This is a genomic window from Rathayibacter sp. VKM Ac-2879 (assembly GCF_015351245.1).
In the GTDB taxonomy this organism is placed as follows: Bacteria; Actinomycetota; Actinomycetes; order Actinomycetales; family Microbacteriaceae; genus Rathayibacter.
The window spans coordinates 438,142-463,005 of the sequence record NZ_JADKSO010000001.1 but is presented as its reverse complement, the minus strand read 5'-3'; the positions used below and the strand labels follow the sequence as shown (position 1 = coordinate 463,005).

The following is a 24,864-nucleotide window of genomic DNA, read 5'->3' as shown; positions in this document are numbered from 1 at the left end:
ACTTCTCGTTCCGTCGGTGGCCCGGGCTCATGGCGAAGGATCTCGAACCATTTTGACACACGGGCAGACGAAAAGGGCAGTGCCCCTACGAGGACCCGCGCGCATCCCCTATACATAGGAGTGCTATATTGTTCCTCGTGCCCGATTCCAGCGCTCCCGTGCGGCTCGCCTCCGCCGCCACCGCTCTCACGCGGTTCGCAGGTCGCTCCAGTGGCGCCACAGGGCTCGGCGCCCAAGCCGGCGCGGTCTGGACCACCCTCGCCGAGCTGCGCACCTCCTCCCCGGCCCGCCTCGGTGAGCTGGCCGAGCGTGTGCGGGTCACCCAGCCGACGATGACCGGAATCATCGCCCGCCTCGACGAGGCCGGCTGGATCCGCCGGGTGCACGACGAGAACGACGGTCGCGCCTGGCTGATCGAGGGCACCGCCGCGGGCTTCACCGCCCTCGGCGAGCACCGCCTCCGCCTCGAGAGCGCGCTCGCACCCCTGTTCGACGACCTCGACGACGACGAGCACCAGACCATCGAGCGGGCCGCCGCGATCGTCGAGGCCCGCGTCGCGCGCATCACAGGCACCTCCCCCACCTCTCCCCAGAAAGGCCAGTCGTGACCACCTCCCCCTCCCAGGGTTCGATCCTCAAGCAGCCGCTCGCAGTCTGGGCCGTCGCCTTCGCGGCGGTCATCGCCTTCATGGGCATCGGACTCGTCGACCCGATCCTCCCGGCGATCGCCGAGAGCCTCCGCGCGACCCCGACCGAGACGTCGCTGCTGTTCACGAGCTACCTCGTCATCACCGGCGTGGTGATGTTCTTCACCAGCTGGCTGTCGAGCCGCATCGGCGCAAAGAAGACGCTGATGATCGGCCTGGTGCTGATCGTGGTCTTCGCCGCCCTCGCCGGCTCGGCCGGCAGCGTCGAAGGCGTCATCGGCTTCCGAGCGGGCTGGGGATTCGGCAACGCGCTCTTCATCTCGACCGCGCTCTCGACGATCGTCGGGGCGGCCAGCGGAGGCTCCTCGGCCGCAATCGTGCTCTACGAGGCCGCGCTGGGTGTCGGCATCGCGGTCGGGCCGCTGCTGGGCGGCCTCCTCGGCAGCGTGTCCTGGCGCGGACCCTTCTTCGGCACCGCCGTGCTGATGGCAGTGGGCTTCATCGCCATCGCGACCCTCCTGCGCGAGGACGGCCCGAAGCCCACGCCGACGCCGCTCTCGGCGCCCTTCGCCGCCCTCAAGGTGCCCGCCATCCGCACCCTCGCGGCCGCCGCGCTCTTCTACAACATCGGCTTCTTCGTCCTGCTGGCCTACACCCCCTATCCGCTGCGACTCGACGAGATGGGACTCGGCTTCACGTTCTTCGGCTGGGGCCTGAGCGTCGCGATCACCTCGGTGTTCGTCGCCCCGCTGTTGACCGCGCGCCTCCCGCGGACCGTCGTGCTGCGCTCGGTGCTCGTGCTGCTGGCGCTCGACCTGATCGCCGGCGGGCTGGCGATCTCATCGCGGGTCGGCCTCATCGTCTGCATCATCGTCGGCGGCCTGCTGCTGGGTGTCGTCAACACGGTGCTGACCGAGTGCGTGATGGAGGCCACCGAGCTGCCGCGTTCCGTCGCCTCCTCCGCCTACTCGGGAGTGCGCTTCCTCGGCGGCGCGATCGCTCCGCCAGCCGCCTCCGCCCTCGCCGCGGCGATCTCTCCGGCCTTCCCGATGTTTGCGGCCGCTGGAGCCGTGGCCGTCGCCGCCCTGATCGTGCTGCTCGGACGCCACACGCTGGTGCGCGCGGACGCACACGAGGCAGAGCCCGAGCTCGTCGAGGCGCAGGCCATCACGTTCGGCGAGTGAACTCGCGCACAACGTCAGCCACGACGAGGTCTCAGCCACGATGGTGCGCGAGAACGCGTCACGGCTGACGTTGTGTCGACCGGGGCCGCCCCTCAGGAGCGTTCGGCCTCGAGGAGGCTCGCGAGGGTCGCCTCGTCGAGTGGGCTCCCGGGGAACACGGCCAGCCGGCTCAGAGGCATCGAGCCGAGCAATGCCAGCGCAGCCGGATCCTCCGCCGCCGACGCGAGCATCCCGCCCCCGGAGGCGAGCGCCTCGCGCAGCAGCGCCCCGGCGCGGGGGCGCGCGAGCCATTCGGCGAGCGTCGACGCCGCCGTGAGCGGACGCGCCACGTCATCGCCCACCACCGCGACGGTGGCACTCACCCGCAGGTCACGGCTCGAGGCACCCACCTCGACGCGGTACTCGCCGCCCTCCACACACCAGCGGCCGGCCTGCGGGTCGAAGTAGGCGAGGTCGTCGCGAGCGATCTCGATCGTCACGGCCTCCTCGGATCCGGCGGCGAGGTCGACGACTGCGAAGCCGCGCAGCTCGCGGAGAGCCCTCGGCACGGCGGATCCCGGCACACCGACATACGCCTGCACGACCTCGCGTCCGTCGCGGGCACCGGTGTTCGCGACGGTCAGCCGGACGCTCAGGCCGCCCTCGTGGGCCAGGACGACGAGGTCTCGGTACACGAACCGGGTGTAAGAGAGACCGTGGCCGAAGGGGAAGGCGACCTCGCTCGCCCGGGCGTCGTAGCCGCGGTAGCCGACGAAGAGACCCTCGCCGTAGCGGACGTGCCCGAATCCGCCCGGAAAGTCGAGGTGAGCGGGGCTGTCCTCGAGTCGCAGCGGGATCGTCTCGGCGAGGCGTCCCGAGGGGTTGACGACGCCGAGGAGGACATCGGCGACCGCGCCTCCGCCCGCCTGGCCGAGCAGCCAGCCCTCGACGAGGGCCGGCACGTCGTCCTGCCACCCGGAGGTACGGACGACTCCGCCGTTGGAGAGCACGACGACGGTGCGCGGGTTCGCCGAGACGATCGCCTCGAGCAGGCGGATCTGCTCGGCGGGCAGCTCGAGGTGCCGGCGGTCGAATCCCTCCGACTCCTCCGTCGCGGGCAGGCCGAGGAAGAGCACCACGACCTCGGCCGCCGCGGCCGCCCCGACGGCCTCCGACCGCAGTGCCTCCGCGTCTCCCGAGCCGTCGAGCGTGTGACCGGGCGAGAAGGAGAGCCGCTCGCCGAGCGCCTCCCGCAGCGCGTCGAGGGCGGAGTCGAGACGGGTCGGCGTGATGAGGGAACTGCCCGCGCCCTGGTAGCGCGGGGTGCGGGCGAGCTCGCCGATCACGGCGACGCTGTCCACGGTCGAGGGGTTGATCGGGAGCACTCCGCCATCGTTCTTGAGCAGCACGATGCCACGGGAGGCAGCCTCCCTGGCGAGCGCGTGGTGGGCGTCCGCATCGTAGACGGCCTTCGGGTCGGCGCCCTCGGCGACGCGTTCGAGCAGTTCGAGGAGGCGGCGGGCGGCCGTCGTCAGGTGCGTCTCGGCGAGCTCTCCGGCATGCACCGCCTCGATGAGCCGGGCGTCGCTGCGGCCGCCGCTCGAGGGCATCTCGAGGTCGAGCCCTGCGGCGAGAGCGGCGACACGGTCGTCGACCGCGCCCCAGTCCGAGACGACGAGCCCGTCGAAGCCCCACTCCTCGCGCAGCACCGTGGTGAGCAGCCACGGGTTCTCGGAGGCGTACACGCCGTTGATCCGGTTGTACGAGCACATCACCGTCCACGGCTGCTGCTCGGTGACGACCCTCTGGAAGGCGCGCAGGTAGATCTCGCGCAGGGGGCGCTCGTCGATGTCGGCGCTGACGCGGAGGCGGTCCGTCTCTTGGTTGTTGGCCGCGAAGTGCTTGAGCGAGGCGCCGACGCCCTGGCTCTGCAGGCCACCGACGAGCGCCGCGCCGAGGACGCCGCTGATGAGCGGATCCTCCGAGAGGTACTCGAAGTTGCGCCCGCACAGCGGAGAACGCTTGATGTTGATGCCCGGGCCGAGCAGGACCCCGACTCCCAGTGCTCGCGCCTCCTGGCCGAGCGCGATGCCGACCCGACGGGCGAGGTGGACGTCCCAGGTGGAGCCGAGAGTGACGGCGGGCGGGAAGCACGTCGCGGGCACGCTGTCGGCCAGGCCGAGGTGGTCGGCGCTCGACCTCTGGAGGCGCACGCCGTGCGGGCCGTCGGTGAGGACGATCGAGGGCACTCCCAACCGAGCGACGGGCGTGGTCGACCAGAGGCCGTCGCCGCTGGTCAGCGACGCCTTCTCGTCGAGGGTGAGGGCGTCGAGCTGGTCGGCGTGGGTCATGGCTGCTCTCCGATCGGCCGGGCTCCTGCGCCGCGGCAGCAAAACCATACAATGAGCGGCTTTGACCACACCAGAGTGAGAGAAGCGCTGCCCTACGATCGGACCATGCCGGAGCGAGGGTCGTACGCGCGAGGGATCGCCCGCCGTCAGGAGATCCTCCGGGTCGCCCTCGACGTCTTCGCCCGCGAGGGCTACCGGGGCACCTCGCTGCGAGAGGTGGCGCGGCGCTGCGAGATGAGCCTCCCGGGGCTGATGCACTACTTCGAGTCGAAGGAGCACCTGCTCACCGCGATCCTGCAGAAGCGCGACGAGATCGACTCCGAGCCCCTCGATTCGGCGACCGACATCATCGATGGCCTGATCGCCGTGATGCGGCACAACCGCGATGTGCCGGGCCTGGTGCAGCTGCACCTGACGCTCGCCGCGGCGGCGGAGGATCCGGCGCACCCCGCGCACGCGCACTTCATGGCACGCCTCGCCTCGATCCGCTCGGACCTCGCCGACGCCATCCGGGCGCGGATCGAGAGGGGAATGGCGCGCGCCGACCTCGACCCCGAACTCGTCGCGCGACTGCTCATCGCCGCCGCCGACGGCATCCAGATCCAGTGGGCACTGGACCGTTCGATCGATATGGGCGACGACATCGAGAGCCTCTGGCGCCTCCTCGCTTACTGACTTTTCCTCATACAGGTATTGCATCGTCTCGACTGCGCCCACATACTCATCCCCGCACGATGAACGGTTTTCGCGAACCGCTCCATCGATGCTTCGACGCTCAATGGGGAGAGGACGATCATGACGACAGCGAGCGGATCAGCCGCGGGGATGCCCTCGGGCATGACGACGGCGACGGCGACGGCGAGGAACCACGGGCTCCCCGAGCCCACCGAGCCAGCACGAAGGAGTTTCGTGGCGGCGCTGCTCGTGGCGCAACTGGTCTTCTTCGTCGCCCTCCTCGGCCCCGCCATCGTCGGCATCGGACTCAAGATCCAGTCGTTCGTGCAGGCGGGAGTGATCCCGCAGGACGGAGCGACCGGCGCGGCCTCGATGCTCGGCGGCTTCGGCGCGATCTTCGCGACGGTGGCCAACGTCGCCTTCGGGAGGCTCTCCGACCGCACCACGAGCAGGTTCGGGCGACGCCGCGTCTGGATCGTCGCGGGCACTGTCCTGATGACGCTCGCGTTCGTCGTCATGGCGGTCGCCCCGGATCTGCCGACGGCGACCGTGGGCTGGTCGCTCGCGCAGCTCGGGGCGAACATGGCGTTCGCCCCGTTCCTGGCGACGATCGCCGACCAGGTGCCGACGTTCCAGCGCGGCACGATCACGGCGGCGCTCGGCATCGCGCAGAACGTCGGGGTCCTCGGCGGCACCGCCGTGGCACAGGCGTTCGCGGGTCAGCTCCTCGTGATGTTCGTCGCTCCCGCAGTGCTGTCGGTCGCGACGATGGTCGTGTTCGCGATCGTGTTGCCCGACCGGCCACTGCCGACCCGACCACCCCGCGCCACCCTCCGCGACTGGATCGGCACCTTCTGGGTCAGCCCCGTGCGGCACCCCGACTACGCACTGGCCTGGTGGTCGCGCTTCCTCATCACCTTCGCGGGCTTCGGCTTCTCGACCTTCCGCTTCTTCTACCTGCTCACCCATGTCGGAGTGCCCGAGGACGAGATCCCGGGCGTCATCACCATCAGCGTGCTCGTTTACACCGTGGCGCTGATCGGTTCGAGCTTCGCCGCGGGCTGGCTCTCGGACAGGCTCCGCCGGCGCAAAGTGTTCGTCATGGGCTCGACCGCCCTCTACGCGATCGGCACGCTCGCGCTCGTCGCCGTGCACGACGTCGGCTCGTTCTACCTCCTCGAGGCGATTCTCGGACTTGCCTATGGCATCTACGTGGGCGTCGATCTCGCGCTCGTGGTCGACGTGCTGCCCAACCCCGAGGATGCGGGCAAGGATCTCGGCGTGTTCAACATCGCCAACGCACTGCCGCAGACCGTGGCCCCTCTCCTCGGCGGGATCCTGGTGTACGTCGGCGACCCGACCGGCAACAACTACGGCCTGTGGTTCTCGCTCTGCGCCGCCCTGGCGCTCCTCGGCGCGATCGCGATCCTGCCGATCAAGTCGGTGCGGTAGCGCCTCAGGGCAACGCGTGCCCGATGTTCGAGCGGGCGAGGGCGACGGCCTCGCCCGCTCCTCCGTTCATCACGATCTTCGAGATCGCCAGAGCGAAGCCCTTCACCTGGGTGCCGGTGATCGTCGGAGGCAGCGAGAGCGCGAGCGGATCCGTCACCACGTCGACGAGGACCGGCCCGTCCTCGGCGAGCGCCTCCCGCAGTGCCCCCTCGACCTCCCGGGGGTCCTCGACCCGGATGCCCCGAATCCCGATCGCCTGCGCCACCTGCGCGTAGTCGACCATCGGCACGTCCACTCCGAAGTCGGGGAAGCCGTCGACCAGCATCTCCACCTTCACGAGACCGAGGGTGGAGTTGTTGAACACGACGATCGTGACGGGCAGCCGGTAGGCGGCGACGGTCACCAGCTCGCCCATCAGCATCGAGAGGCCGCCGTCTCCGCTCAGCGACACGACCTGGCGGCCGGGGTGCGAGAGCTGCGCGCCGACCGCCTGCGGGAGTGCATTGGCCATGGAACCGTGCAGGTAGGAGCCCACGAGGCGCCTCCGGCCGTTGGGGGTGATGTAGCGGGCCTGCCAGACGTTGCCCATGCCGGTGTCGGCGGTGACGATCGCGTCGTCGGACAGCAGGCCGTCGAGGGTGGACGCGACCAGCTCGGGATGGATGGGGCGTCGCGTGGTGACCTCGGTGTAGGTGCCCACGACTCCGGTCACGAGCTTCTCGTGCTTCTTCAGCGTCTTGTCGAGGAAACGGTGGCTCTTGCGCGACACCAGCGGGGTGAGGGCGGCGAGGGTCGCCGCGACGTCGCCGTGCACGGGGTGCGCCACGCTGACGCGGCGGCCCAGCTTGGAGGCGTCGGAGTCGACCTGCGCGATCACCACTTTCGATGCGTCGGGCAGGAACTGCTCGTAGGGGAAGTCCGTTCCCAGCAGGATCAGCAGATCGGCGTCGTGGATGCCCGCGTGGGCGGCGCCGTAGCCGAGCAGACCCGTCATGCCCACGTCGTAGGGGTTGTCGTACTGGATCCACTCCTTGCCGCGCAAACTGTGCCCGATCGGGGCACCGACGAGCTCGGCGAACGTCACGACCTCGTCGTGTGCGTTCTGCACCCCGGCCCCGGCGAAGATCGCGACGGTCTTCGCCTCCTCGATCGCGGCGGCCAGGGCGCGGACGTCGCTCTCGGCTGGCACGAGCACCGGTGCGGCGGGGAGCACAAAGGCGGGGAACTCGCCCACCGCGTCGAGCTCGGCGACATCGCCGGGAAGGGTCACCACGGCCACCCCGCGCAGGGCCACGGCGCTGCGCATCGCGGCGTTGACGACTCGCGGAGCCTGCGCCGCGGTGGACACCAGCTCGCGGTAGTTCGAGCACTCGACGAAGAGGCGGTCGGGGTGCGTCTCTTGGAAGTAGGAGGAACCGATCTCGCTGCTCGGGATGTGGCTGGCGATGGCGAGCACGGGCGCGGAGGAGCGGTGGGCGTCGTACAGTCCGTTGATGAGGTGCAGGTTGCCCGGTCCGCAGCTGCCCGCGCAGACCGCGAGCCTGCCCGTGAGCTGCGCCTCGGCGCCCGCGGCGAACGCGGCAGCCTCTTCGTTGCGCACGTGGATCCAGTCGATGCCTCCCTTGGCCGCACCGCCGCTGCGGCGCACCGCATCGACGATCGGGTTGAGCGAGTCGCCGACGATCCCGTAGATCCGGGAGACGCCGGCGTCGATGAGCTGGGCGATGAGCTGGTCTGCGACCGTCTTCTGAGCCATTCCCCTATTCGACTACCCGCGCGGGGTACGCGCCAGCCTCCGCAGCAGGGAGTCCGGATCCTCCCCGCGACGGACTCGCCCGCCGCGTCGGCGCTCTAGCCTGGTCAGAACCTGTCCGTCGACACTTGGAGCTCCGATGAACCGCCGCCGTCCCGTCGTCCTCGCCGTGGGTGCGGCACTCGTCCTCGGCCTCACGGGATGCTCGGGGATCGCCAGCCTCCTCGGCGGCGAGACGCGCGACGAGCAGACCGGCGAGATCACCGAGGGCGGCACGACCGATGTCTTCCAGTTGCGCGTCGGTGACTGCCTCAACGACGAGCTCACCGAGACCGCGACCGAGGTCACCGACGTGCCGACCGTGCCGTGCAGCGAGCCGCATGCCTACGAGGTGTTCCAGAACGTGACGATGACCGACGCCGACGACTACCCCGGGAGTGACGCCACGACCCAGCAGGCCGAGACCGACTGCGGTGCCGCCTTCGAGTCGTTCGTGGGCGCCTCCCCCGAGGAGTCGGACCTCGACTTCAGCTACTACTACCCCACCCAGGAGAGCTGGGACAGCGGCGACCGCACGATCAACTGCCTCGCCACCGATCCGAGCGGGCTCACCGCGGGCAGTCTCGCCGGCTCCGCCAGCTGAGCGCGGATCAAGCGAGGCGGCCCTCTTCGGCCGTCCGCGGGAAGGCTCGCAGCAGGAGCCCGGAGCCGATCCACACGACCGCGATCCCCGCCACGAGCCAGGAGGCGCCGATCCCGGCGACCGCGCCCGCGAGCACCGCGCCCACTGCCGCGGCGGCGGAGCGCAGCCCCGCGCCGATCGTGAACACCTGAGAGCGCACCTGCGCCGGGCTCTCCTGGTCGCGGAGGAAGAGCATCGCCGCATTCGAGGGCGCGGTGAACACTCCCGCCACGGCGAAGGCGACGACGGCCACGACGATCCCGAGATCGGGCACCGCCACGAGGAGGGCCGCACCGGTCGCGACGTAGGAGGCTCCCATCACCCAGGAGGGTCGCCTCCGGCCGCGGCGCGCGGTCACGAGGATGGCGCCGAGGAGGCCGCCGACCGCGGAGGCGGTCAGGATCCACGCCGCGGCATCGGTGCTGCCGAGCCGCTCGACCGAGAGGCCGATCGCGGCGACACCGGCCGCACCGGCCGCCACCTGACTCAGCGTGCCGGCCGAGGTGACCACCGCGAGCGGGCGGTGCGTGGCCAGATGCCGGACTCCCGCCACGATCGTGCGCAGCACGCCCACAGTCGGCGCCGGACGCGCCTCCATCGCCAGGCCGAGCGAGCCGAACACGCCCACGAACGCGAGGACCGCCATCGCGAGCATCGCCGCCCGCGCCCCGCCGACGGCGATCGCGAGGCCGACGATCGACGGCCCGCCGATCGACGCGACCGTGTACGAGAGCGAGTCCTGCGCGTAGGCGCGACGGGGGTCGCGGATCGCGCTCGTCACAAAACTCGACATGCCGCCCATGTAGACCGGCGTCGCGAGTCCCGCAGCCACGAGCAGTGCGGCGATGAGCGGAGTCGGCACCTCGCCGAGGAATGCGGCGAGCGTGAACGAGACGGCGGTGACCAGGGCGGAGGCGACCAGCAGCCGGCGCGGGTGTCGCACGCGGTCGAGCACCGTGCCGACGAGCGGCGCGGCGATCACGCTCGGGAACAGCGCGGCTCCCGTCAACGCGCCGCCCAGCGCGACGTCGTCGAGCCGGTCGACGGCGAGGACCGGGAGGGCGACGATCATGCCCGCGCTCGCGAGACGGAGGGGGATCGACGCGGCCTGGTAGCTGAACGCGCTCATGCGGTACCGGAGGTCATCCCGTCGATGCTGCCATGAGAGCCGCGCCTCGGGCACGGTCCTCGACACGGGCGCGCGTCTGCGTCAGGACGCAGCGATCAGCCCACGGGCCGCCGGCACCCTCGCACCGCGAGCTGCACTGCGGCGAGCAGCAGCAGCGCAGCGAAGAGGATCCCCGAGAGCCGTGCGGGCAGGAGGAACGAGAGCGCGACCCCGGCGAACGAGAACGCCGTCGCCGAGAGCCCCACCACGAGACCGGCCCGCACGTCGAGCAGTCCCCGCCGAGCGTTCGCGATCGAGCCCGTCAGCGCCGTGGGGATCATCGCCGCGAGCGAGGTGCCCTTGGCCAACAGGTCGGCGAGCCCGAAGGCGCCGACCAGGACGGGCACTGCGACCGCTCCGCCACCGATCCCGAACAGGCCGGACGCGGCCCCCATGACGACGCCGAGCCCCGCGAAGCCGGGCCACACTCCCCAGCCCTCCGCGACCTCCCCGGTCTCGTTCGAGCCGACCACGCCCATCCGCACGGCCGCCGCGAGCAGCAGCACGACGAACAGCCAGCGCAGCACACCGAGCGGGAGGCGCGCGAGCAGCCAGGACCCCGCGACGGCCCCCAGCATTGCCGCGACCGCAATCACCGCTGCCGGCAGCCAGGCGACCTGACCCGCGAGCGTGTACGCGAACGCACCGGCGATCGAGGTCGGTGCGATGGCCAGCAGCGAGGTCGCGGAGGCGCGGCGCTGGTCCATGCCGGCCCACGCGATGAGCATCGGCACCATCACGATGCCTCCGCCGACGCCGAACGCGCCCGAGAGCACCCCGCCGGTCGCGCCGATCAGCGTGAAGAGGAGAAGAGCCCGCGCGCCGGTCGACGACGCACCGTCCCGCGTGTGCACGGCGGCCTGCGCGTCAGCACCGGTCTGCGGAGTCACCTCGTCGCTCACCCGACCATGGGACCACAGCGGACGGGCACGTGACGACGCACAGAGCCTCCGTTGCTGGGAGTCGCCTGCGGACTCTCGATCCGACCGTGAGACCGCCTGCGCCGCGGGCGTCTGAGCTGGAGAACCTCCGGTCGACCGACCGGCACCGAGCGAAAGAGGAGACCATGGCCCAGAGCACCCCGACCACCAGCCCGTCGACCACCACCGGAACGAGCACCGGGGCCGGTCGCACCGTCATCGACGACGGCGTCGTCGCCAAGGTCGCCGGCATCGCGGCGCGCGAGGTCCTCGGCGTGCACGCCCTGGGCGGAGGCGCGGCCCGCGCGATCGGCGCCCTCCGCAGCGCGATCGGCAACGACGATCGCGCCCAGGGCGTCAAGGTCGAGGTCGGCGAGCGCCAGGTGGCAGCGGATGTCACGATCGTCGCCGAGTACCCCGTGCCGCTGCAGGAGGTGGCCGAGGGCGTCCGCTCCGCCGTCGCCCACGCGATCACCCAGATCGTCGGCATGGAGGTCGCCGAGATCAACGTGACCATCCAGGACGTCCACATCCCCGAGGACGACGCGACTGAGGCCGAGCCGCGCGTCGCCTGACCCCACGCCTCGAACCGACGACGACGCCTCCGAGGAGCCTGCGGGCTCCCGGGGGCGTCGTCGTTCGTGTGCGGGCCCTTCGCCCCGTCGGGCTTTCCCGAAAATTTTCAGGAAAACGTCACGTGACGATCCGTGCACCCCTTTCGGCCGCCGGAGTGGGACGATCAGGCGAGGAGCGCTGCCACGCGCTTATCACGCCGCGCCGTGAGCGACACGTGGACGCGCCACGTCCGGTAGCGTCCTGCCGGGAGTCCGTGTGCCACCCGGGGCTGCGACGAACAGGAGGCCGGGTGAGCTGTGGGCTCGATGCGAAGAAGAGGAGGCGGACGATGAGCCGGGATCATTTCGTGCTCTCGACCGCGACTCCGTGGGACGATCGCACCGACATCATCGGCGTCTACGCTTCCGCGGCGTGGGCGCGGGAGGCGGCCGCGAGCTGGTTGCACGACCCGACGCGGGAGGGATTCCCCCGCTGCGTCGTCGAGACCTGGAACGGCGCGCACCTCCTGGGGCGCGAGGTCATCGAGGGGATCGACGTCGACGACGGCGAACCGCGCCCGGGGCCGCGCGAGATCTGAGCGATGCCCCGGGCGCGGCGAGACGACTCCGGCCGCGCGAAGACGAGCGCGGCGAGCAGGTCTCGCCTGCCGAGCCGCACTCCCGCTTCGGCGAGGGGGCGTTCCCCGCCCGGGTCGCGACGCGCGTCAGTAGGAGGAGGCGTCCACCCGCGCGGCGGAGGAGTCGCCGGCGAGCCGCGCGGTGAGGTCGCCGAGGATCGTGGCCGAGCCGCTCGTCCCGAAGCGCGAGACGCCGAGCGCCCGGAAGGCGAGGAGCGTGTCGAGGTCGCGCACGCCTCCCGAGGCCTTGACCTGGACGGCGTGCGAGACGGCCCCGCGCATCAGACGAAGATCGTGCTCGTTGGCGCCGCCGCCCGCGAAGCCCGTCGCGGTCTTCACGAAGTCGGCTCCCGCACGCTCGGAGGCTTCGCTCCCGGCGACGATCTGCGCGTCGTCGAGCAGACTGGTCTCGAGGATGACCTTGACGACGTGCCCGCCCGCCGCCTCGACCACCGCGCGGACATCGGCCTCGACATCATCGAGCAGGCCGCTGCGCAGCCGGCCGATGTTGACGACCATGTCGAGCTCGACGGCGCCGTCGGCGAGGGCCTGCCGGGCCTCGGCGACCTTCGCCGTGGTCGACGTGGTGCCGTGCGGGAACCCGATGACGGTGCCGACGGCGACTCCCGAGCCCTCGAGGCGGCGCACCGCGTGAGCGATGTCGGACGGGCGGACGCAGACGCTGAAGACGCCGTGCTGCCGCGCCTCGTCGAACTGGGCATCGACCTCCGCTCGGGTGAGCTCGGGCTTGAGGATCGCGTGGTCGATGAGCGCCGCGATCTCGGCGACGCTGGGCAGGCTGCTCTCGGACATCGCGCCATTGTATTCGTCGGGCCTGCGGGGAACCCCCTCCAGCCGACGCGCGCGGGTACGTGCGGGAGAAGGCGCGCGGGCCACCCGGAGGCCGCACCGCCCGCGCCGAGAACGCACGAAGGCCCCGCGATCATCGGATCGCGGGGCCTTCGCCGGGTCTGACGCTCTACCAGCTCGACTTGGTGATGCCCGGGAGCTCACCACGGTGAGCCATGTCACGGAAGCGGACACGCGAGATGCCGAACTTCGTGAGGTTGCCGCGGGGACGACCGTCGACGGCGTCGCGCGAACGGACGCGGACGGGCGAGGCGTTGCGGGGGAGCTTCTGGAGGCCGACGCGAGCGGCCTCGCGGGACTCGTCGGTCCCCGCGGGGTCGACGAGGGCCTTCTTCAGCTCGAGGCGCTTGGCAGCGTAGCGATCCACGATCACCTTGCGCTGCTCGTTGCGGGCGATCTTGCTCTTCTTGGCCATTCTTAGCGCTCCTCGCGGAAGTCGACGTGCTTGCGCACTACGGGGTCGTACTTCTTGAGCACGAGACGGTCGGGGTCGTTGCGGCGGTTCTTCTTGGTCACGTAGGTGTACCCCGTGCCGGCCGTCGAACGGAGCTTGATGATGGGACGGACGTCCTGCTGCTTTGCCATTAGATCTTCACCCCACGAGCGAGAATGTCCTTGACGACGGACTCGATGCCACGGGCGTCGATGACCTTGATGCCCTTGGCCGAGAGGGTCAGGGTGACGTTACGGCGAAGCGACGGGACGTAGTACGTCTTCTTCTGCACGTTCGGGTCGAAGCGGCGCTTCGTGCGCCGGTGCGAGTGCGAGATGGCGTGCCCGAAGCCGGGGACGGCTCCGGTCACCTGGCAGACTGCTGCCATGGTTTCCTCCATGTGTGGTTACCGTGGGCCACGCGCGGCACGAGGCCCCGCCCGACCCACCCAAGGTCACTTGTCGGCACACCGCCCGTCCGATCGGTGAAGGCCGAAGCCTCCGCCCGGCGGGCAGCGCGCAAGCGCGTGCAGACGCACGCAACCTGAACAGCTTACGCGAGCCCGCTCCGACGCCGCAAGGGCGGGAGGGCGGATGCCGCAGGAGCGCCGATCGGGATGCGGCACGCGAAGTGGGGCCACCTCCGGCCTGGCGCGATGTTGCGCGGCGGTCCGAGCGGCAGCTACGGTCGCGGAGGCGCCGGGATCGGCCGCCACGAGAGGGGATCGTGGATTCGGTCAGACGCCGCGCACTGCTCGTCGCGATCGCCGCCTCCGCGGTCGGACTCACCGCGTGCACCCCCGAACGCCCCCCGCTCTCGGCCGCCCCGAGCGGCGTGGCCCCGGCAGTGGTCGCCTCCGCGGCCCCGCCCCCTCCTCCCCGCCCGGTCCCGAGCGTCACGGCGGCGCCCTCGCCCGTCCGTGCCCGGGTGCCGCTGCCGGGCGGCGTCATCTCGGAGCTGCCGGGCGACGGGAAGCTGATCGCATGGACGGTCGACGACGGCGCCGACTCCGACGTCGTCGCCGCCTATGCGCAGTTCGCGAAAGACAGCGGAACGCGACTGACCTTCTTCCTCAACGGCAAGTACGACTCCTGGACGACGAACGCGCCCACGCTGGCGCCGCTGGTCGCCTCCGGGCAGGTGCAGCTCGCCAACCACACCTACTCGCACGCCGACCTCACGAGCCTCTCGACGAGCGGCATCCAGGAGGAGCTGGGCCGCAACGGCGACTTCATCCGCTCGACCTATGGGGTCGAGGCGGCACCGTTCTACCGGCCGCCGTACGGATACACCGACGAGCGGAGCCGGGCGGCAGCGGCAGCGATCGGCTACACGGCACCCACGCTCTGGTACGGCTCGCTGTCCGACTCCGGGCTCATCACGCCCGAGCAGATCGTGGGATTCGCGAACCAGTGGTTCCTGCCGCAGCACATCGTCATCGGCCACGCCAACTTCACCCCGGTGACGACGGTCTACGCGAAGCTCGTCGACATCCTGCACGAGCGCTCCCTCGAGACGGTGACCCTCCGCGACGTCTTCGCCGTCTGACGGGGGTCAGGGACGCAGGGCGGCGCGGGCCGCCGAGGTGACGGCCGCGGTCACGGCGTCCAGACTCGGCGTGTGCAGCGACCACCGCTGCCAGTAGAGGGGGACGTCGACCGGCGCGCCGCCGAGGGCGACGAGGCCCGCACCTCCGGGGGGAGCCTGCAACTCGGGCAGCATCCCCCAGCCCAGACCGAGCCGCACGGCGCGTTCGAAATCGGCGGAGCCCGGCACTCGGTGCTGCGGCGGCCGCCCCTCGACGCCGGCCGAGCGGAGGAACCGCTCCTGCAGGCGGTCCTTCTCGTCGAAGACGACGAGCGGAGCCTCGGCGAGCGCCCTGAGGTCGCCCCCGGGGAACCAGCGCTCGGCGAAGACCGGAGCCGCCACCGCGTGGTATCGCATGGCTCCGAGCCGTTCGACGGTGCAGCCGAGCACCGCCTCCGCCTCCGCCGTGACGGCGGCCAACACGGTGCCGTCGCGGAGGAACGCGGCAGTGTGCTCCTGGTCCTCACGGTGCAGCTCGACCACCACGTCGGGCACGGAGGCGAGCGCAGGCAGCGTCCAGGTGGCGAGGGAGTCGGCGTTCACCGCGAGCGGGACGACGACGGGCCCGGCGCGACCCGCCTCCCCGACATCGGTGCCGAGGGCTAGCACGGCGTCGTCGGCGAGCAGCTCGATCTGCCGCGCGAGGCGGAGGAGGCCGGCGCCCGCCTCCGTCGCCACGACCGGACGTGCGCGCACGAGCAGCACGCGTCCAGCCGCCGACTCGAGCGCCTTGATCCGCTGGCTGAGCGCCGACGGGGTGATGTGCAGGGCGCGGGCGGCGGAGTCGAAGGAGCCGTGGCGGACTGCGGCGGCGAGGGCGCGCAGCCGCGGGAGGTCGAGGTCGTCGGACAACATCAGTTCTGCTTACGATACTGAAGACGCGTGAGCTGGTCTACAGGACGGACTCGCTCTAGCGTCGACCCGTGACCCCTCTCCTCGCCGCACTGTCAGGCCTCGGCTTCGGCCTCTCGCTCATCGTCGCGATCGGTGCGCAGAACGCCTTCGTGCTGCGCCAGGGTCTGCGTCGCGAGCACGTGCCCGCCGTCGTCGCGATCTGCGCCGCGGCCGATGCGGGGCTGATCGTCCTCGGCATCGCGGGAATCGGCGCGATGCTCGACTCGGCGCCGGGGCTGCTCGTCGTGATCCGCTGGGGCGGCATCCTCTTCCTCCTGGCGTACGCGGCACTCGCCGCGCGGCGGGCAGTGCGACCCGGAACCCTCGACGGCGACCCGGCGGGCGCCTCCACGTCGCTGCGGACGGCGGTGGGCACCTGCCTCGCGCTGACGCTGCTCAATCCGCACGTCTACCTCGACACTGTGGTGCTGCTGGGCTCGGTCGCGAACACGCACGGCGACGAGCGCTGGTGGTTCGGTGCGGGAGCGGCGTGCGGCAGCGTGCTCTGGTTCACCGCGCTCGGGTTCGGCGCGCGGGTGTTGCGGCCGCTGTTCCGGAGTCGCGTGGCGTGGCGGGCACTGGATGCGGCAGTCGCGGTGCTGATGCTGGCGCTAGCGGCATCGCTCGCGCTCGGCTGACGCGCCTCGCCTGCGTCGTCCTGTCCCGACCGCTTCGACGCCGCCCTTCAGACGTCATCCTTCGGCGAGCCCACCTCATCTTGGCGGTCGATGCGCTCGCCTGGCTCACCCCCGCAGTCTGGTGCCTTACGTCGAAAGGACTCTCACCATGCGCCTCGCCACCCGTCTCTCGGCCCTCCTCCGGCCGGCGGCCACACCCTGGCAGCCTGACAGGATCGTCGCTCTCGACCTCGCCCGATTCCTCGCGCTGCTGGGGATGTTCAGCGAGCACCTGTTGCTCGGCAAAGCACCCGGGCCGGTCCTGGCCGTCGTGACGGGCTTCCCCTCCACTCTGTTCGCGGTCCTCGGAGGAGTCAGCGTCGTCGTGTCGACCCGGCGCCTCCTCGAGGAGGGGAGGACTCTCGCCGCGTGCGTGTCCGTCGCGGTCCGCGGCGTCCTCCTCGCGCTGATCGGGCTGGCCCTCGGTGCAGTTCCGTCGTTCATCGTGATGGTGCTCTCCTACTACGGCGTCGCCTTGATCGTCGTCGCCTGCCTGATCTGGCTACCGACCGGCGCGCTGCTCACCCTCGCAGCGACCCTGACCCTCGCGAGCCCGCATCTGATCCTGTGGGCGAGGAGCACGGGGCCCACGGGGGCGATCCCCTTTCCCTCGCTCGCTTCTCCGCTCGACTTCCTTCAGACAGTCCTGTTCACCGGCTTCTACCCGGGCGTGACCTGGATCACGTTCCTCCTTTTCGGGGTCTGCGCCGGTCGCCTCCTCGTCCGAGCGGCGCGACCCCGGCGCGCTGCACTGACCCTTCTGCTCTCGGGAGCCGTCATGGCCGCCGCCGGCGCCACCGCCGACCTCCTCAGCCGACCACTGGTGACCGCCGCACTGATCGCAACCGGGCAGACCGCAGACAAGGCCCGCGAGCTGACCACCGCTCAAGGATTCGGGACGCCGTTGGGCGGCGGCTGGATCGCGGTGCTCAGCGCCGCGCCGCACACCGGGACGACCGCCGATATTCTGCGAACGGGCGGAGTCGCGCTCTTCGTGCTCGCCGTCCTCCTCCTCCTCGTGCCCCTCCTGCGCTCTCCGCTGCCGCTCCCGCTCGCTGTCGTCGCCCGGGCTGGATCGGCGCCGCTGACGCTCTATGTCGCCCACTTCTTCGGCATCGACGCACTGATCTTGCTGACTATTCTCGTCCCGACGAAGGGGGCACCCTGGTGGTCGTTCGGCCCCGGCGCCATTGCGATCCATACCGCAGCGGCCCTGGCGGTCGGCGCCTACCTCCTCCGCACGGGGCGGCGCGGACCCCTGGAGGCGTTCATCAGCCGCCGCGTCCACGCCGTGGCTGATCGCCTGCCCGGCGGCGCGCTCGCGCCCGCCCGCTCCCGCTCCCGCTCCCGCGAGATGCCACCTCTGCGGTAATCCGTCGGCGTGTCGTCGTCATAAGTGGCATCTCGCGGGAGGGGAGGGGCGGGGGCGGGGCGGGTCAGACGTGGGCCGCAGCGACCTCGGCGAGGCAGTCGCGGAAGACGCGGACGGCGGGCGAGGCAAGGCCCGCCTCCCGCTGGGCCGTGAAAATCGTGCGGCGGGGGCGACGCGGCAGGTCGAGGAGGCGGCAGTCGGGCTCCGCGCCCGCCCAGACCAGATCGGGCATCAGCGCGACGGCGTTGCCCGAGGCGGCCAGGCGGATCTGCGCCTGTAGATCGGCGGTCTCGAAGCGCACGTCCGGCTCGAAACCGGCGAGGCGGCAACTCTGCTCGGCGAAGTGGCGGCTCGCCGTGCCTCGCGGCTCCATCACCCACGGCTCGTCCCGGGCGTCGGCCAACGAGGCGATCGCGGAGTCGCGGCTCACCGCGAGACGGATCGCATCGGTCGTGAGGTCGCTGCGCACCAGACCGGGCAGCCACGAGGTCGAGTGCCCGGGATACTGCTCGGCCACCACGAGGTCGAACTCTCGCGCCCACGACGTCTCGTGCAGCGCACCCTCCGGCTCGCGCTGCACCATCTCGACCCGCACCTCGGGGAAGCGCTCGGCGACCGCCCGCAGCGCTCCCGGCATCAGCGCGAGCGCCGCCGACTGGAACACCGCGACTCGGACGCGGCCCGTGACCGACTCGCCGGACGCGGCGAGCGCCGCCTCCGCGCGCTCGAGCAGCGCGAGCACCTCACCCGCCGCCGCGACCAAGATCTCGGCCTGCGGAGTGAGCTGCACGCGCCGGCCGACCTTGCGCAGCAATTCGACCCCGGTCTCACGCTCGAGCACGGTGAGCTGCTGCGACACGGCAGAGGGACTGTAGGCCAGCGCCTCGGCGGCGGCGGCGAGGGTGCCGCGGATAGCGACCTCCCGGAGCAGGACCAGCCGGCGGACATCGAGCACGGCACGCTCCATTCATCAGATTAGTTGACCGATATCGGTAAGAAACGGTCGCTTCTGCTCAACGGTACTCGCCCGAATACTGAGGACACCGACCCTCGCAGCAGAAGGACCGCATCATGACGGATCTCGTCGACTCCCCTCGCCCCACCGGGCCCTCCCCCGACTCCGTCGACCCGCGCCTGGTCGACGACAGCGTCGCCCTGGTGCGCCGTTGGCTGCGAGAGGCCGCTGAGGTTCCGACCGATGCCTCCGGCGCCCAGCTGGCCGGGGTCCTGAAGGACCCGTCCGGCCTCGACTTCACCGTCGGCTTCGTCGACGGCGTCGTCCGCCCGGAAGACACCCGCGTGGCCGCCTCCGCGCTGCGCTCGATCGCGGGCGGCGTGCCCCGGTTCCTCCCCGCCCCCCTGCGCGCGGCCGTCGCGCTGGGCGGCATCGTGGCGCCGCTCCTGCCGGGCATCGTGGTGCCGATCGCCCGCCGGATGCTGCGGAGGATGGTCGGCCACCTCATCATCGACGCGAGCGACTCGCGGCTCGGTCCTGCCATCGCCAGGATCCGCCGCGACGGCGTGCGCCTGAACATGAACTTGCTCGGCGAGGCCGTGCTCGGCCGGGCGGAGGCGCAGCGCCGACTCGAGGGCACCCATCGCCTCCTCGACCGCGATGACGTCGACTACGTCTCGATCAAGGTCTCGTCGACCGTCGCGCCGCACAACCCGTGGGCGTTCGACGCCGCCGTGGAGGACATCGTGGCGGAGCTGACACCACTGTTCGCCCGCGCGGCCGGCTTCTCGCCGCACAAGTTCATCAACCTCGACATGGAGGAGTACAAGGACCTCGATCTCACCATCACGGTCTTCACGCGCCTCCTCGACCGCCCCGAGTTCCTCGGCCTCGAAGCAGGCATCGTGCTGCAGGCCTACCTTCCTGACGCCCTCTCGGCGATGATCCGGCTGCAGGAGTGGAGCGCAACGCGACACGAGCGCGGCGGCGCCGCGATCAAGGTGCGCTTGGTGAAGGGCGCGAACCTCCCCATGGAACAGGTCGAGGCCTCGGTGCACGGCTGGCCGCTCGCGACCTGGAGCACGAAACAGGACTCCGACACGAACTACAAGCGCGTGCTCGACTACGCGCTGCACCCCGACCGCATCCGCGCCGTCCGGCTCGGCATCGCAGGACACAACCTCTTCGACATCGCCTACTCCTGGCTGCTCGCGGGCGAGCGCGGCGTCCGCGAAGGCATCGAGTACGAGATGCTCCTCGGCATGGCACAGGGGCAAGCGGAGGCGGTGCGCCGAAGCGTCGGCTCGCTCCTGCTCTATACGCCGGTGGTCGCTCCGGCCGAGTTCGACGTGGCGATCGCCTACCTGATCCGCCGTCTCGAAGAGGGCGCGTCGAGCGACAACTTCATGTCGGCCGTCTTCGAGCTCGACGCCGACCCCGCGCTGTTCGCCCGCGAGGAGGAGCGGTTCCGCGCCTCCGTTGCCGCCCTCGACGGCGCGGTACCCGCCGCGCACCGCGTGCCGGACCGCTTCGCCGCGGCCGGACGCCCCGGCTTCGGCGACTTCCGCAGCACGCCCGACACCGACCCCGCCGTCGCCGCGAATCGGGAATGGGCGCAGGCGATCCTCGCCCGTGTCCCCGGTTCCCGCGCGGGCGTCGACGCGATCGAGGCGGCCACGATCGGCAGCCGCGACGAGCTGGAGGCAGTGCTCACCGCCACTCATGCCAGCGGCTGGGGAGGCGTGCCCGCCGACGAGCGCGCCCGCCTCCTGCACCGCGCGGGCGACGAGCTGGAGGCTCGCCGGTCCGAGCTGCTCGAAGTGATGGCTGCCGAGGGCGGCAAGCCGCTCGATCAGGGTGATCCGGAGGTCTCGGAGGCGATCGACTTCGCGCATTACTACGCGGAGCGCGCCCGCGAGCTCGACGCGATCGACGGCGCACGCTTCCGTCCTGCGGCGCTGACCGTCGTCGCTCCGCCGTGGAACTTCCCGGTCGCGATCCCGGCCGGCGGCGTGCTCGCGGCGCTCGCTGCCGGCTCCGCCGTCGTGCTCAAGCCGGCCGGTCCGACCGTGCGCTGCGGGGCCGTGGTGGCCGAGGCTCTCTGGGCGGCGGGCGTGCCCCGCGATGCGCTGCGGCTGCTCCGCCTGCCCGAAGAGGAGTTGGGCCGAGACCTCATCGCCCACCCGGCGGTCGATCGCGTGATCCTCACTGGCGCCTACGAGACGGCCGAGCTGTTCCGTTCGTTCCGGGACGACCTGCCGCTGCTCGCGGAGACGAGCGGCAAGAACGCGATCGTGGTCACTCCTTCGGCCGATGTCGATGGTGCGGTGAAGGATGTGGTGGCAAGCGCTTTCGGGCACGCGGGCCAGAAGTGCTCCGCCGCCTCGCTCGTCGTGCTGGTGGGCTCCGTCGCCCGGTCGAAGCGGTTCCGGGCGCAACTGCTCGACGCGGTCGCCTCGCTCACGGTCGGCTGGCCGGACGATCCCGCCTCGCGAATGGGCCCGGTGATCGAGCCGGCCTCGGGCAAGCTCCTGCACGGCCTGACGACGCTCGGCCCCGGCGAGCGCTGGCTGCTCGAGCCGCGCAGGCTCGACGACACCGGCCGCCTCTGGAGCCCGGGCGTGCGCGACGGCGTACGGCGCGGCTCCGAGTACCACCGCACCGAGTACTTCGGCCCGATCCTGGGCATCATGACCGCCGAGACGCTCGACGAGGCGATCGCGCTCGTGAACGAGGTCGACTACGGCCTCACCTCGGGCTTGCACGCGCTCGACCCGGCCGAGATCGGCCTATGGCTGGAGGGGATCGACGCCGGCAACCTGTACGTGAACCGCGGGATCACCGGCGCGATCGTGCAGCGTCAGCCGTTCGGCGGCTGGAAGAAGTCGGCCGTCGGACCGGGCACGAAGGCGGGCGGGCCGGACTATCTCCTCGGTCTCGGCTCCTGGAGGTCGGCGCCGGCGGAGGCGACGGCTCCCGTCGCACAGGCCGCGTCAGGTCTCGTCGCGGCGGCGCGCGCCGAGCTCTCGGCAGAGGAGGCGGCCGGCGTCGAACGCACGGCCCGCTCGTGCGCCGTCGCGTGGGCCGAGCACATCGCTCCGGCGCGCGATGTGACGGGGCTCGAGGCCGAGCGGAACGTGTTCCGGCACCGGCCTTACGACTCCGCCGTCTTGGTGCGGCTGGCCACCGGGGAACCGCTGGGCTCGCTCGCGCGTGTGGCCGTCGCGGCGGCGACCGCGCAGGCGCGCGTCGTGCTGTCGAGTGCAGTGGCGCCGCCTCCGCAGCTCGCCGCAGCGCTCGGAGCGGTGGCGTCGAGCGTGGTCGTCGAGGACGAGGGCGCCTGGGAGGCGCGGGTGCGCGCGCACGGGGCCGGCCGGGTGCGCCTGCTCGGCGCCGATACCTCCTCCGTGACGGCGGTCACCGGTGGCCGCCCGGACCTCGCGGTCTACGCGGGCGAGGCGACCGAGGCGGGACGACTGGAGCTGCTGCCGTTCGTGCGTGAGCAGGCCGTCTCGGTCACGGCCCACCGCTTCGGCGCCCCCGACCACCTGACGGACGCGCTGCTCTGACGACTCCCCCTCCCGCCGCGAGATGCCACTTATGAGCACGTCACTCGGCGTGTCGCGCATCATAAGTGGCATCTCGCGGCGGGAGGGGGAGCGGCGGTGAGGAGGCGATGTTTCGTCAGCATCTCCGAAAACGTGAACGGTGCCGCAACCCACCGCAGCGTTCACTGGAGGAATGCTCGACACGTTCCCCCCGGCCCTGGCGCGCCGATCTGCGCCCCTCGTCACCTTCTTCGGCTGTGACCCCGAGGAGGCTCGCGCGATCGAGGACATCGCGCGCCGACGCTCCGTGCGCTGCCGCATCCAGGAGGCACCCCTCGGGCTGGAGAGCGCCGCTCTCGCCCGCGGCACCTCCTGCGTGAGCGTGAACCATCTCACTCCGGTGGTCGGCGACACGATGCGCGCGCTCGCCGAGAACGGGGTGCGCCACCTCCTCACGAGGAGCATCGGCGTCGACCACCTCGACCTCGAGCTCGCCGCGTCCCTCGGCCTCACCGTCGCCAATATCCCCTACGACCCCGACGGCGTCGCCGACTACACCGTGATGCTGATGCTGATGGCACTGCGCCACGCCCGGCCGACCCTCGCCGCGACCGAGCGCCACGACTTCCGCGTGACGCCTCCCCGTGGCCGGGAGCTGCGCTCGGTCACCGTGGGCGTGCTCGGTGCCGGGCGGATCGGCCGCGCCGTGGTCGCTCGGCTCCGCGGGTTCGGCTGCCGGATCCTCGTCGTCAGCGAGTCCGGCCGTGAGGTCGAGGGGGCGGAGAGCGTCCCGCTACAGCGGGCGCTCACCGAGAGCGACATCCTCACCCTCCACCTCCCCCTCAACGAACGCACCCGGCACTACCTGTCGGCCGAGCGGCTCGCGCTGTTGAGGCCGGGCGCACTGCTCGTCAACACCGGGCGTGGCGGACTCGTCGACACCGACGCGCTGGTCCATGCCCTGGAGGACGGACGGCTGGGCGGCGCCGCGCTCGACGTCCTCGACGGCGAGGAGAGGTGCTTCTCCTCCGACCACTCCGGCCGCGCCCTCCCCCATCCCGAGCTGGCCCGCCTGATCGCGCTGCCGAACGTCATCGTCACCCCGCACGCCGCCTACTTCACCACCCGCACCCTCCACCAGGTCGTCGAGACGACGCTCTCGCGCTGCGTGGACCTCGAGAGAAGGACCCTCCATGTCTAAGAAAACCGTCGCCCTCCTGTTCGGCGGCCGCTCCGACGAGCACGACGTCTCGATCAAGTCCGCGCGGGAAGTCCTCGCGGCTCTCGATCCGACCCGGTACGACAACCTCTGCATCGGTATCACCCGCTCGGGGCAGTGGAGGCTCAGCGAGGGCCCTACCCCCGACTGGGAGTCCCGACCTGGCTCCGCTGCCGTGCTCTCCCCGGACCGGGCGACCGGAGGGCTGCTGATCGAGGAAGCCGGCGTGCTCCGCACCGTCCCGGTCGATGTCGTCCTGCCGGTTCTTCACGGTCGAGGAGGCGAGGACGGAGCGATCCAGGGCCTCCTCGAGCTGTCGGGGATCCCCTACGTCGGCTGCGACATCCAGGGCTCCGTCGTGTGCATGGACAAGTCGCTCGCCTACACGGTCGCGGCGCAGGCGGGGATCGCCGTTCCCACCTTCGCGATCCTGAACGCGGGCGACCAGCTCGACCCCGCGACCTTCCGCTACCCCGTTTTCGTCAAGCCCGCACGCTCCGGCTCCTCGTTCGGGGTCAGCCGCGTGGAGTCGCCGGAGGGCCTGGCGGAAGCGGTCGCCACCGCTCGCCGCTACGACCAGCGGGTCGTGATCGAGGAGCACGTGCAGGGCACCGAGGTCGGCTGCGCGGTGCTCGGCGACGGAGCGGACCTCCTGGTCGGGGAGGTCGACGAGATCCGCGTGCACCACGGCCTCTTCCGCATCCACCAGGAGACGGAGCCGGAGAAAGGCTCGGCCAACTCGACCGTCACGGTTCCGGCAGATCTGCCGCGCGCCGAACGGGAGCGGATCCAGGAGCAGGCCAAGGCGGTGTATCGCGCGCTCGGGTGCCGAGGTCTCTCTCGCGTCGACCTCTTCCGCCTCGCCGACGGGAGGATCGTGCTCAACGAGGTCAACACGATGCCCGGCTTCACCTCCTACAGCCGCTACCCGCGGATGATGGCCGCCGCCGGACTCCGCGTGTCCGATCTGGTCGACCGCAGCATCGCACTCGCGGTGGAGCGATGACTCCAGGGCGTGTGCGCTTCGTCTATCTCGACGAGGCGGTCGAGGACATCCGGTGCGAGGCGGTGTACGCGACGGCGGACAACTTCACCGGGGCCCCCGTGGACGGCTACGCCCGCGAACGGATCCTCGCGAGTCAGGAGATGGCGGACGGCCTCGCCGCCGCGCAGCGCCGGGCCGCCGAGCGAGGGCTGGGCCTACTCGTGTGGGATGCCTACCGTCCACAGCGCGCCGTCGACCAGTTCCTCCGCTGGTCGAGGGAGCCGGAGTGCCCGCGACTGAAGCAGCGGTTCCATCCCCCGC

The 24,864-nt window shown here is 71.4% G+C and carries 23 protein-coding genes and 1 pseudogene; 14 read left to right on the top strand and 10 right to left on the bottom strand.

The window, feature by feature from the left end; genetic code table 11:
- The first annotated feature begins 137 nt into the window (after positions 1–137).
- Together ITJ45_RS02180 and ITJ45_RS02175 are read left to right on the top strand one after the other, a co-directional pair.
- On the top strand, positions 138–608 hold the full coding sequence (locus ITJ45_RS02180; RefSeq protein ID WP_194607198.1) for a MarR family winged helix-turn-helix transcriptional regulator: 471 nt from the start codon (positions 138–140) through the stop codon (positions 606–608).
- Positions 605–1,831, top strand: coding sequence for an MFS transporter (locus tag ITJ45_RS02175; RefSeq protein ID WP_323742816.1), 1,227 nt, complete (start codon positions 605–607; stop codon positions 1,829–1,831). Before ITJ45_RS02180 ends, ITJ45_RS02175 begins: the two co-directional genes overlap by 4 nt.
- 92 nt (positions 1,832–1,923) lie before the next feature.
- On the opposite strand, the gene ITJ45_RS02170 is transcribed toward ITJ45_RS02175, so the two are convergent.
- Entirely contained in the window at positions 1,924–4,161 is a 2,238-nt protein-coding gene (locus ITJ45_RS02170; RefSeq protein WP_194607197.1) for a beta-glucosidase family protein, read from the bottom strand.
- Positions 4,162–4,266: 105 nt separating this feature from the next.
- On the opposite strand from ITJ45_RS02170, the gene ITJ45_RS02165 reads away from it, so the two are divergent.
- Both ITJ45_RS02165 and ITJ45_RS02160 read left to right on the top strand, forming a co-directional pair.
- A complete protein-coding gene (locus tag ITJ45_RS02165; protein ID WP_194607196.1) occupies positions 4,267–4,836 on the top strand; it encodes a TetR/AcrR family transcriptional regulator in 570 nt (189 codons plus the stop codon).
- 120 nt (positions 4,837–4,956) lie between these two features.
- On the top strand, positions 4,957–6,288 hold the full coding sequence (locus ITJ45_RS02160; RefSeq protein WP_194607195.1) for an MFS transporter: 1,332 nt from the start codon (positions 4,957–4,959) through the stop codon (positions 6,286–6,288).
- Positions 6,289–6,292: 4 nt separating this feature from the next.
- Here the strand turns inward: ITJ45_RS02160 and ITJ45_RS02155 are convergent, their stop codons facing one another.
- Entirely contained in the window at positions 6,293–8,044 is a 1,752-nt protein-coding gene (locus ITJ45_RS02155; protein WP_194607194.1) for a pyruvate dehydrogenase, read from the bottom strand.
- 136 nt (positions 8,045–8,180) lie between these two features.
- Between ITJ45_RS02155 and ITJ45_RS02150 the strand changes: the two genes are divergently transcribed.
- Positions 8,181–8,684, top strand: coding sequence for a septum formation family protein (locus tag ITJ45_RS02150; RefSeq protein ID WP_194607193.1), 504 nt, complete (start codon positions 8,181–8,183; stop codon positions 8,682–8,684).
- Between the two features lie 7 nt (positions 8,685–8,691).
- On the opposite strand, the gene ITJ45_RS02145 is transcribed toward ITJ45_RS02150, so the two are convergent.
- Together ITJ45_RS02145 and ITJ45_RS02140 are read right to left on the bottom strand one after the other, a co-directional pair.
- Positions 8,692–9,852, bottom strand: coding sequence for an MFS transporter (locus ITJ45_RS02145; RefSeq protein ID WP_194607192.1), 1,161 nt, complete (start codon positions 9,850–9,852; stop codon positions 8,692–8,694).
- Between the two features lie 95 nt (positions 9,853–9,947).
- Positions 9,948–10,793 (bottom strand): sulfite exporter TauE/SafE family protein, encoded by an 846-nt coding sequence (locus tag ITJ45_RS02140; RefSeq protein WP_194607191.1) that lies wholly within the window; start codon positions 10,791–10,793, stop codon positions 9,948–9,950.
- 164 nt (positions 10,794–10,957) lie between these two features.
- On the opposite strand from ITJ45_RS02140, the gene ITJ45_RS02135 reads away from it, so the two are divergent.
- Entirely contained in the window at positions 10,958–11,386 is a 429-nt protein-coding gene (locus ITJ45_RS02135; RefSeq protein WP_194607190.1) for an Asp23/Gls24 family envelope stress response protein, read from the top strand.
- A 329-nt stretch (positions 11,387–11,715) separates the two neighbouring features.
- Entirely contained in the window at positions 11,716–11,964 is a 249-nt protein-coding gene (locus tag ITJ45_RS02130) for a hypothetical protein (protein WP_194607189.1), read from the top strand.
- Positions 11,965–12,090: 126 nt separating this feature from the next.
- On the opposite strand, the gene deoC is transcribed toward ITJ45_RS02130, so the two are convergent.
- The 4 genes from deoC to rpmB all read right to left on the bottom strand — a co-directional run bounded on the left by deoC (position 12,091) and on the right by rpmB (position 13,694).
- A complete protein-coding gene (deoC, locus tag ITJ45_RS02125) occupies positions 12,091–12,816 on the bottom strand; it encodes a deoxyribose-phosphate aldolase (protein WP_194607188.1) in 726 nt (241 codons plus the stop codon).
- A 166-nt stretch (positions 12,817–12,982) separates the two neighbouring features.
- Entirely contained in the window at positions 12,983–13,288 is a 306-nt protein-coding gene (rpsN, locus tag ITJ45_RS02120; RefSeq protein ID WP_194607187.1) for a 30S ribosomal protein S14, read from the bottom strand.
- A 2-nt stretch (positions 13,289–13,290) separates the two neighbouring features.
- Positions 13,291–13,458, bottom strand: a complete 168-nt coding sequence (gene rpmG, locus ITJ45_RS02115) for a 50S ribosomal protein L33 (RefSeq protein ID WP_027692168.1) — start codon at positions 13,456–13,458, stop codon at positions 13,291–13,293.
- Positions 13,458–13,694 (bottom strand): 50S ribosomal protein L28, encoded by a 237-nt coding sequence (gene rpmB / locus ITJ45_RS02110; RefSeq protein WP_055786157.1) that lies wholly within the window; start codon positions 13,692–13,694, stop codon positions 13,458–13,460. The genes rpmG and rpmB overlap by 1 nt, the downstream gene beginning before the upstream one ends.
- A 338-nt stretch (positions 13,695–14,032) precedes the next feature.
- Between rpmB and ITJ45_RS02105 the strand changes: the two genes are divergently transcribed.
- The gene (locus ITJ45_RS02105) at positions 14,033–14,854 is read left to right on the top strand and encodes a polysaccharide deacetylase family protein (protein WP_194607186.1); all 822 of its coding nucleotides are present in this window, start codon (positions 14,033–14,035) and stop codon (positions 14,852–14,854) included.
- A gap of 6 nt (positions 14,855–14,860) precedes the next feature.
- Here the strand turns inward: ITJ45_RS02105 and ITJ45_RS02100 are convergent, their stop codons facing one another.
- Positions 14,861–15,748, bottom strand: coding sequence for an ArgP/LysG family DNA-binding transcriptional regulator (locus ITJ45_RS02100; RefSeq protein WP_194607185.1), 888 nt, complete (start codon positions 15,746–15,748; stop codon positions 14,861–14,863).
- Positions 15,749–15,816: 68 nt separating this feature from the next.
- Here ITJ45_RS02100 and ITJ45_RS02095 point away from each other — a divergent pair, with 68 nt between their 5' ends.
- Together ITJ45_RS02095 and ITJ45_RS02090 are read left to right on the top strand one after the other, a co-directional pair.
- The gene (locus ITJ45_RS02095) at positions 15,817–16,425 is read left to right on the top strand and encodes a LysE/ArgO family amino acid transporter (protein ID WP_194607184.1); all 609 of its coding nucleotides are present in this window, start codon (positions 15,817–15,819) and stop codon (positions 16,423–16,425) included.
- Positions 16,426–16,573: 148 nt separating this feature from the next.
- The gene (locus ITJ45_RS02090) at positions 16,574–17,836 is read left to right on the top strand and encodes a heparan-alpha-glucosaminide N-acetyltransferase domain-containing protein (protein WP_194607183.1); all 1,263 of its coding nucleotides are present in this window, start codon (positions 16,574–16,576) and stop codon (positions 17,834–17,836) included.
- A gap of 64 nt (positions 17,837–17,900) precedes the next feature.
- Here ITJ45_RS02090 and ITJ45_RS02085 read toward each other — a convergent pair whose 3' ends face one another.
- Entirely contained in the window at positions 17,901–18,791 is an 891-nt protein-coding gene (locus ITJ45_RS02085) for a LysR family transcriptional regulator (RefSeq protein WP_194607182.1), read from the bottom strand.
- A gap of 116 nt (positions 18,792–18,907) precedes the next feature.
- Here ITJ45_RS02085 and ITJ45_RS02080 point away from each other — a divergent pair, with 116 nt between their 5' ends.
- The 4 genes and pseudogenes from ITJ45_RS02080 to ITJ45_RS14400 form a co-directional block, all read left to right on the top strand.
- Positions 18,908–22,360 (top strand): bifunctional proline dehydrogenase/L-glutamate gamma-semialdehyde dehydrogenase, encoded by a 3,453-nt coding sequence (locus ITJ45_RS02080; RefSeq protein WP_194607181.1) that lies wholly within the window; start codon positions 18,908–18,910, stop codon positions 22,358–22,360.
- Between the two features lie 172 nt (positions 22,361–22,532).
- Entirely contained in the window at positions 22,533–23,540 is a 1,008-nt protein-coding gene (locus ITJ45_RS02075) for an NAD(P)-dependent oxidoreductase (protein WP_194607180.1), read from the top strand.
- Positions 23,533–24,564, top strand: coding sequence for a D-alanine--D-alanine ligase family protein (locus tag ITJ45_RS02070; protein ID WP_194607179.1), 1,032 nt, complete (start codon positions 23,533–23,535; stop codon positions 24,562–24,564). Before ITJ45_RS02075 ends, ITJ45_RS02070 begins: the two co-directional genes overlap by 8 nt.
- Positions 24,561–24,818 (top strand): annotated as a pseudogene (locus tag ITJ45_RS14400) (M15 family metallopeptidase); the annotation flags it as partial. The gene ITJ45_RS02070 and the pseudogene ITJ45_RS14400, both read left to right, overlap by 4 nt.
- Positions 24,819–24,864: the final 46 nt, after the last annotated feature.

Coding starts and splice junctions, on each gene's coding strand:
- ITJ45_RS02130 (WP_194607189.1), top strand. CDS start 11,716: ATGAGCCGGGATCATTTCGTGCTCTCGACCGCGACTCCGTGGGACGAT.
- ITJ45_RS02070 (WP_194607179.1), top strand. CDS start 23,533: ATGTCTAAGAAAACCGTCGCCCTCCTGTTCGGCGGCCGCTCCGACGAG.
- ITJ45_RS02090 (WP_194607183.1), top strand. CDS start 16,574: ATGCGCCTCGCCACCCGTCTCTCGGCCCTCCTCCGGCCGGCGGCCACA.
- ITJ45_RS02080 (WP_194607181.1), top strand. CDS start 18,908: ATGACGGATCTCGTCGACTCCCCTCGCCCCACCGGGCCCTCCCCCGAC.
- ITJ45_RS02145 (WP_194607192.1), bottom strand. CDS start 9,852: ATGAGCGCGTTCAGCTACCAGGCCGCGTCGATCCCCCTCCGTCTCGCG.
- ITJ45_RS02155 (WP_194607194.1), bottom strand. CDS start 8,044: ATGGCTCAGAAGACGGTCGCAGACCAGCTCATCGCCCAGCTCATCGAC.
- deoC (WP_194607188.1), bottom strand. CDS start 12,816: ATGTCCGAGAGCAGCCTGCCCAGCGTCGCCGAGATCGCGGCGCTCATC.
- ITJ45_RS02100 (WP_194607185.1), bottom strand. CDS start 15,748: ATGTTGTCCGACGACCTCGACCTCCCGCGGCTGCGCGCCCTCGCCGCC.
- ITJ45_RS02165 (WP_194607196.1), top strand. CDS start 4,267: ATGCCGGAGCGAGGGTCGTACGCGCGAGGGATCGCCCGCCGTCAGGAG.
- ITJ45_RS02075 (WP_194607180.1), top strand. CDS start 22,533: ATGCTCGACACGTTCCCCCCGGCCCTGGCGCGCCGATCTGCGCCCCTC.
- rpmB (WP_055786157.1), bottom strand. CDS start 13,694: ATGGCAGCAGTCTGCCAGGTGACCGGAGCCGTCCCCGGCTTCGGGCAC.
- ITJ45_RS02135 (WP_194607190.1), top strand. CDS start 10,958: ATGGCCCAGAGCACCCCGACCACCAGCCCGTCGACCACCACCGGAACG.
- rpsN (WP_194607187.1), bottom strand. CDS start 13,288: ATGGCCAAGAAGAGCAAGATCGCCCGCAACGAGCAGCGCAAGGTGATC.
- ITJ45_RS02160 (WP_194607195.1), top strand. CDS start 4,957: ATGACGACAGCGAGCGGATCAGCCGCGGGGATGCCCTCGGGCATGACG.
- ITJ45_RS02170 (WP_194607197.1), bottom strand. CDS start 4,161: ATGACCCACGCCGACCAGCTCGACGCCCTCACCCTCGACGAGAAGGCG.
- rpmG (WP_027692168.1), bottom strand. CDS start 13,458: ATGGCAAAGCAGCAGGACGTCCGTCCCATCATCAAGCTCCGTTCGACG.
- ITJ45_RS02150 (WP_194607193.1), top strand. CDS start 8,181: ATGAACCGCCGCCGTCCCGTCGTCCTCGCCGTGGGTGCGGCACTCGTC.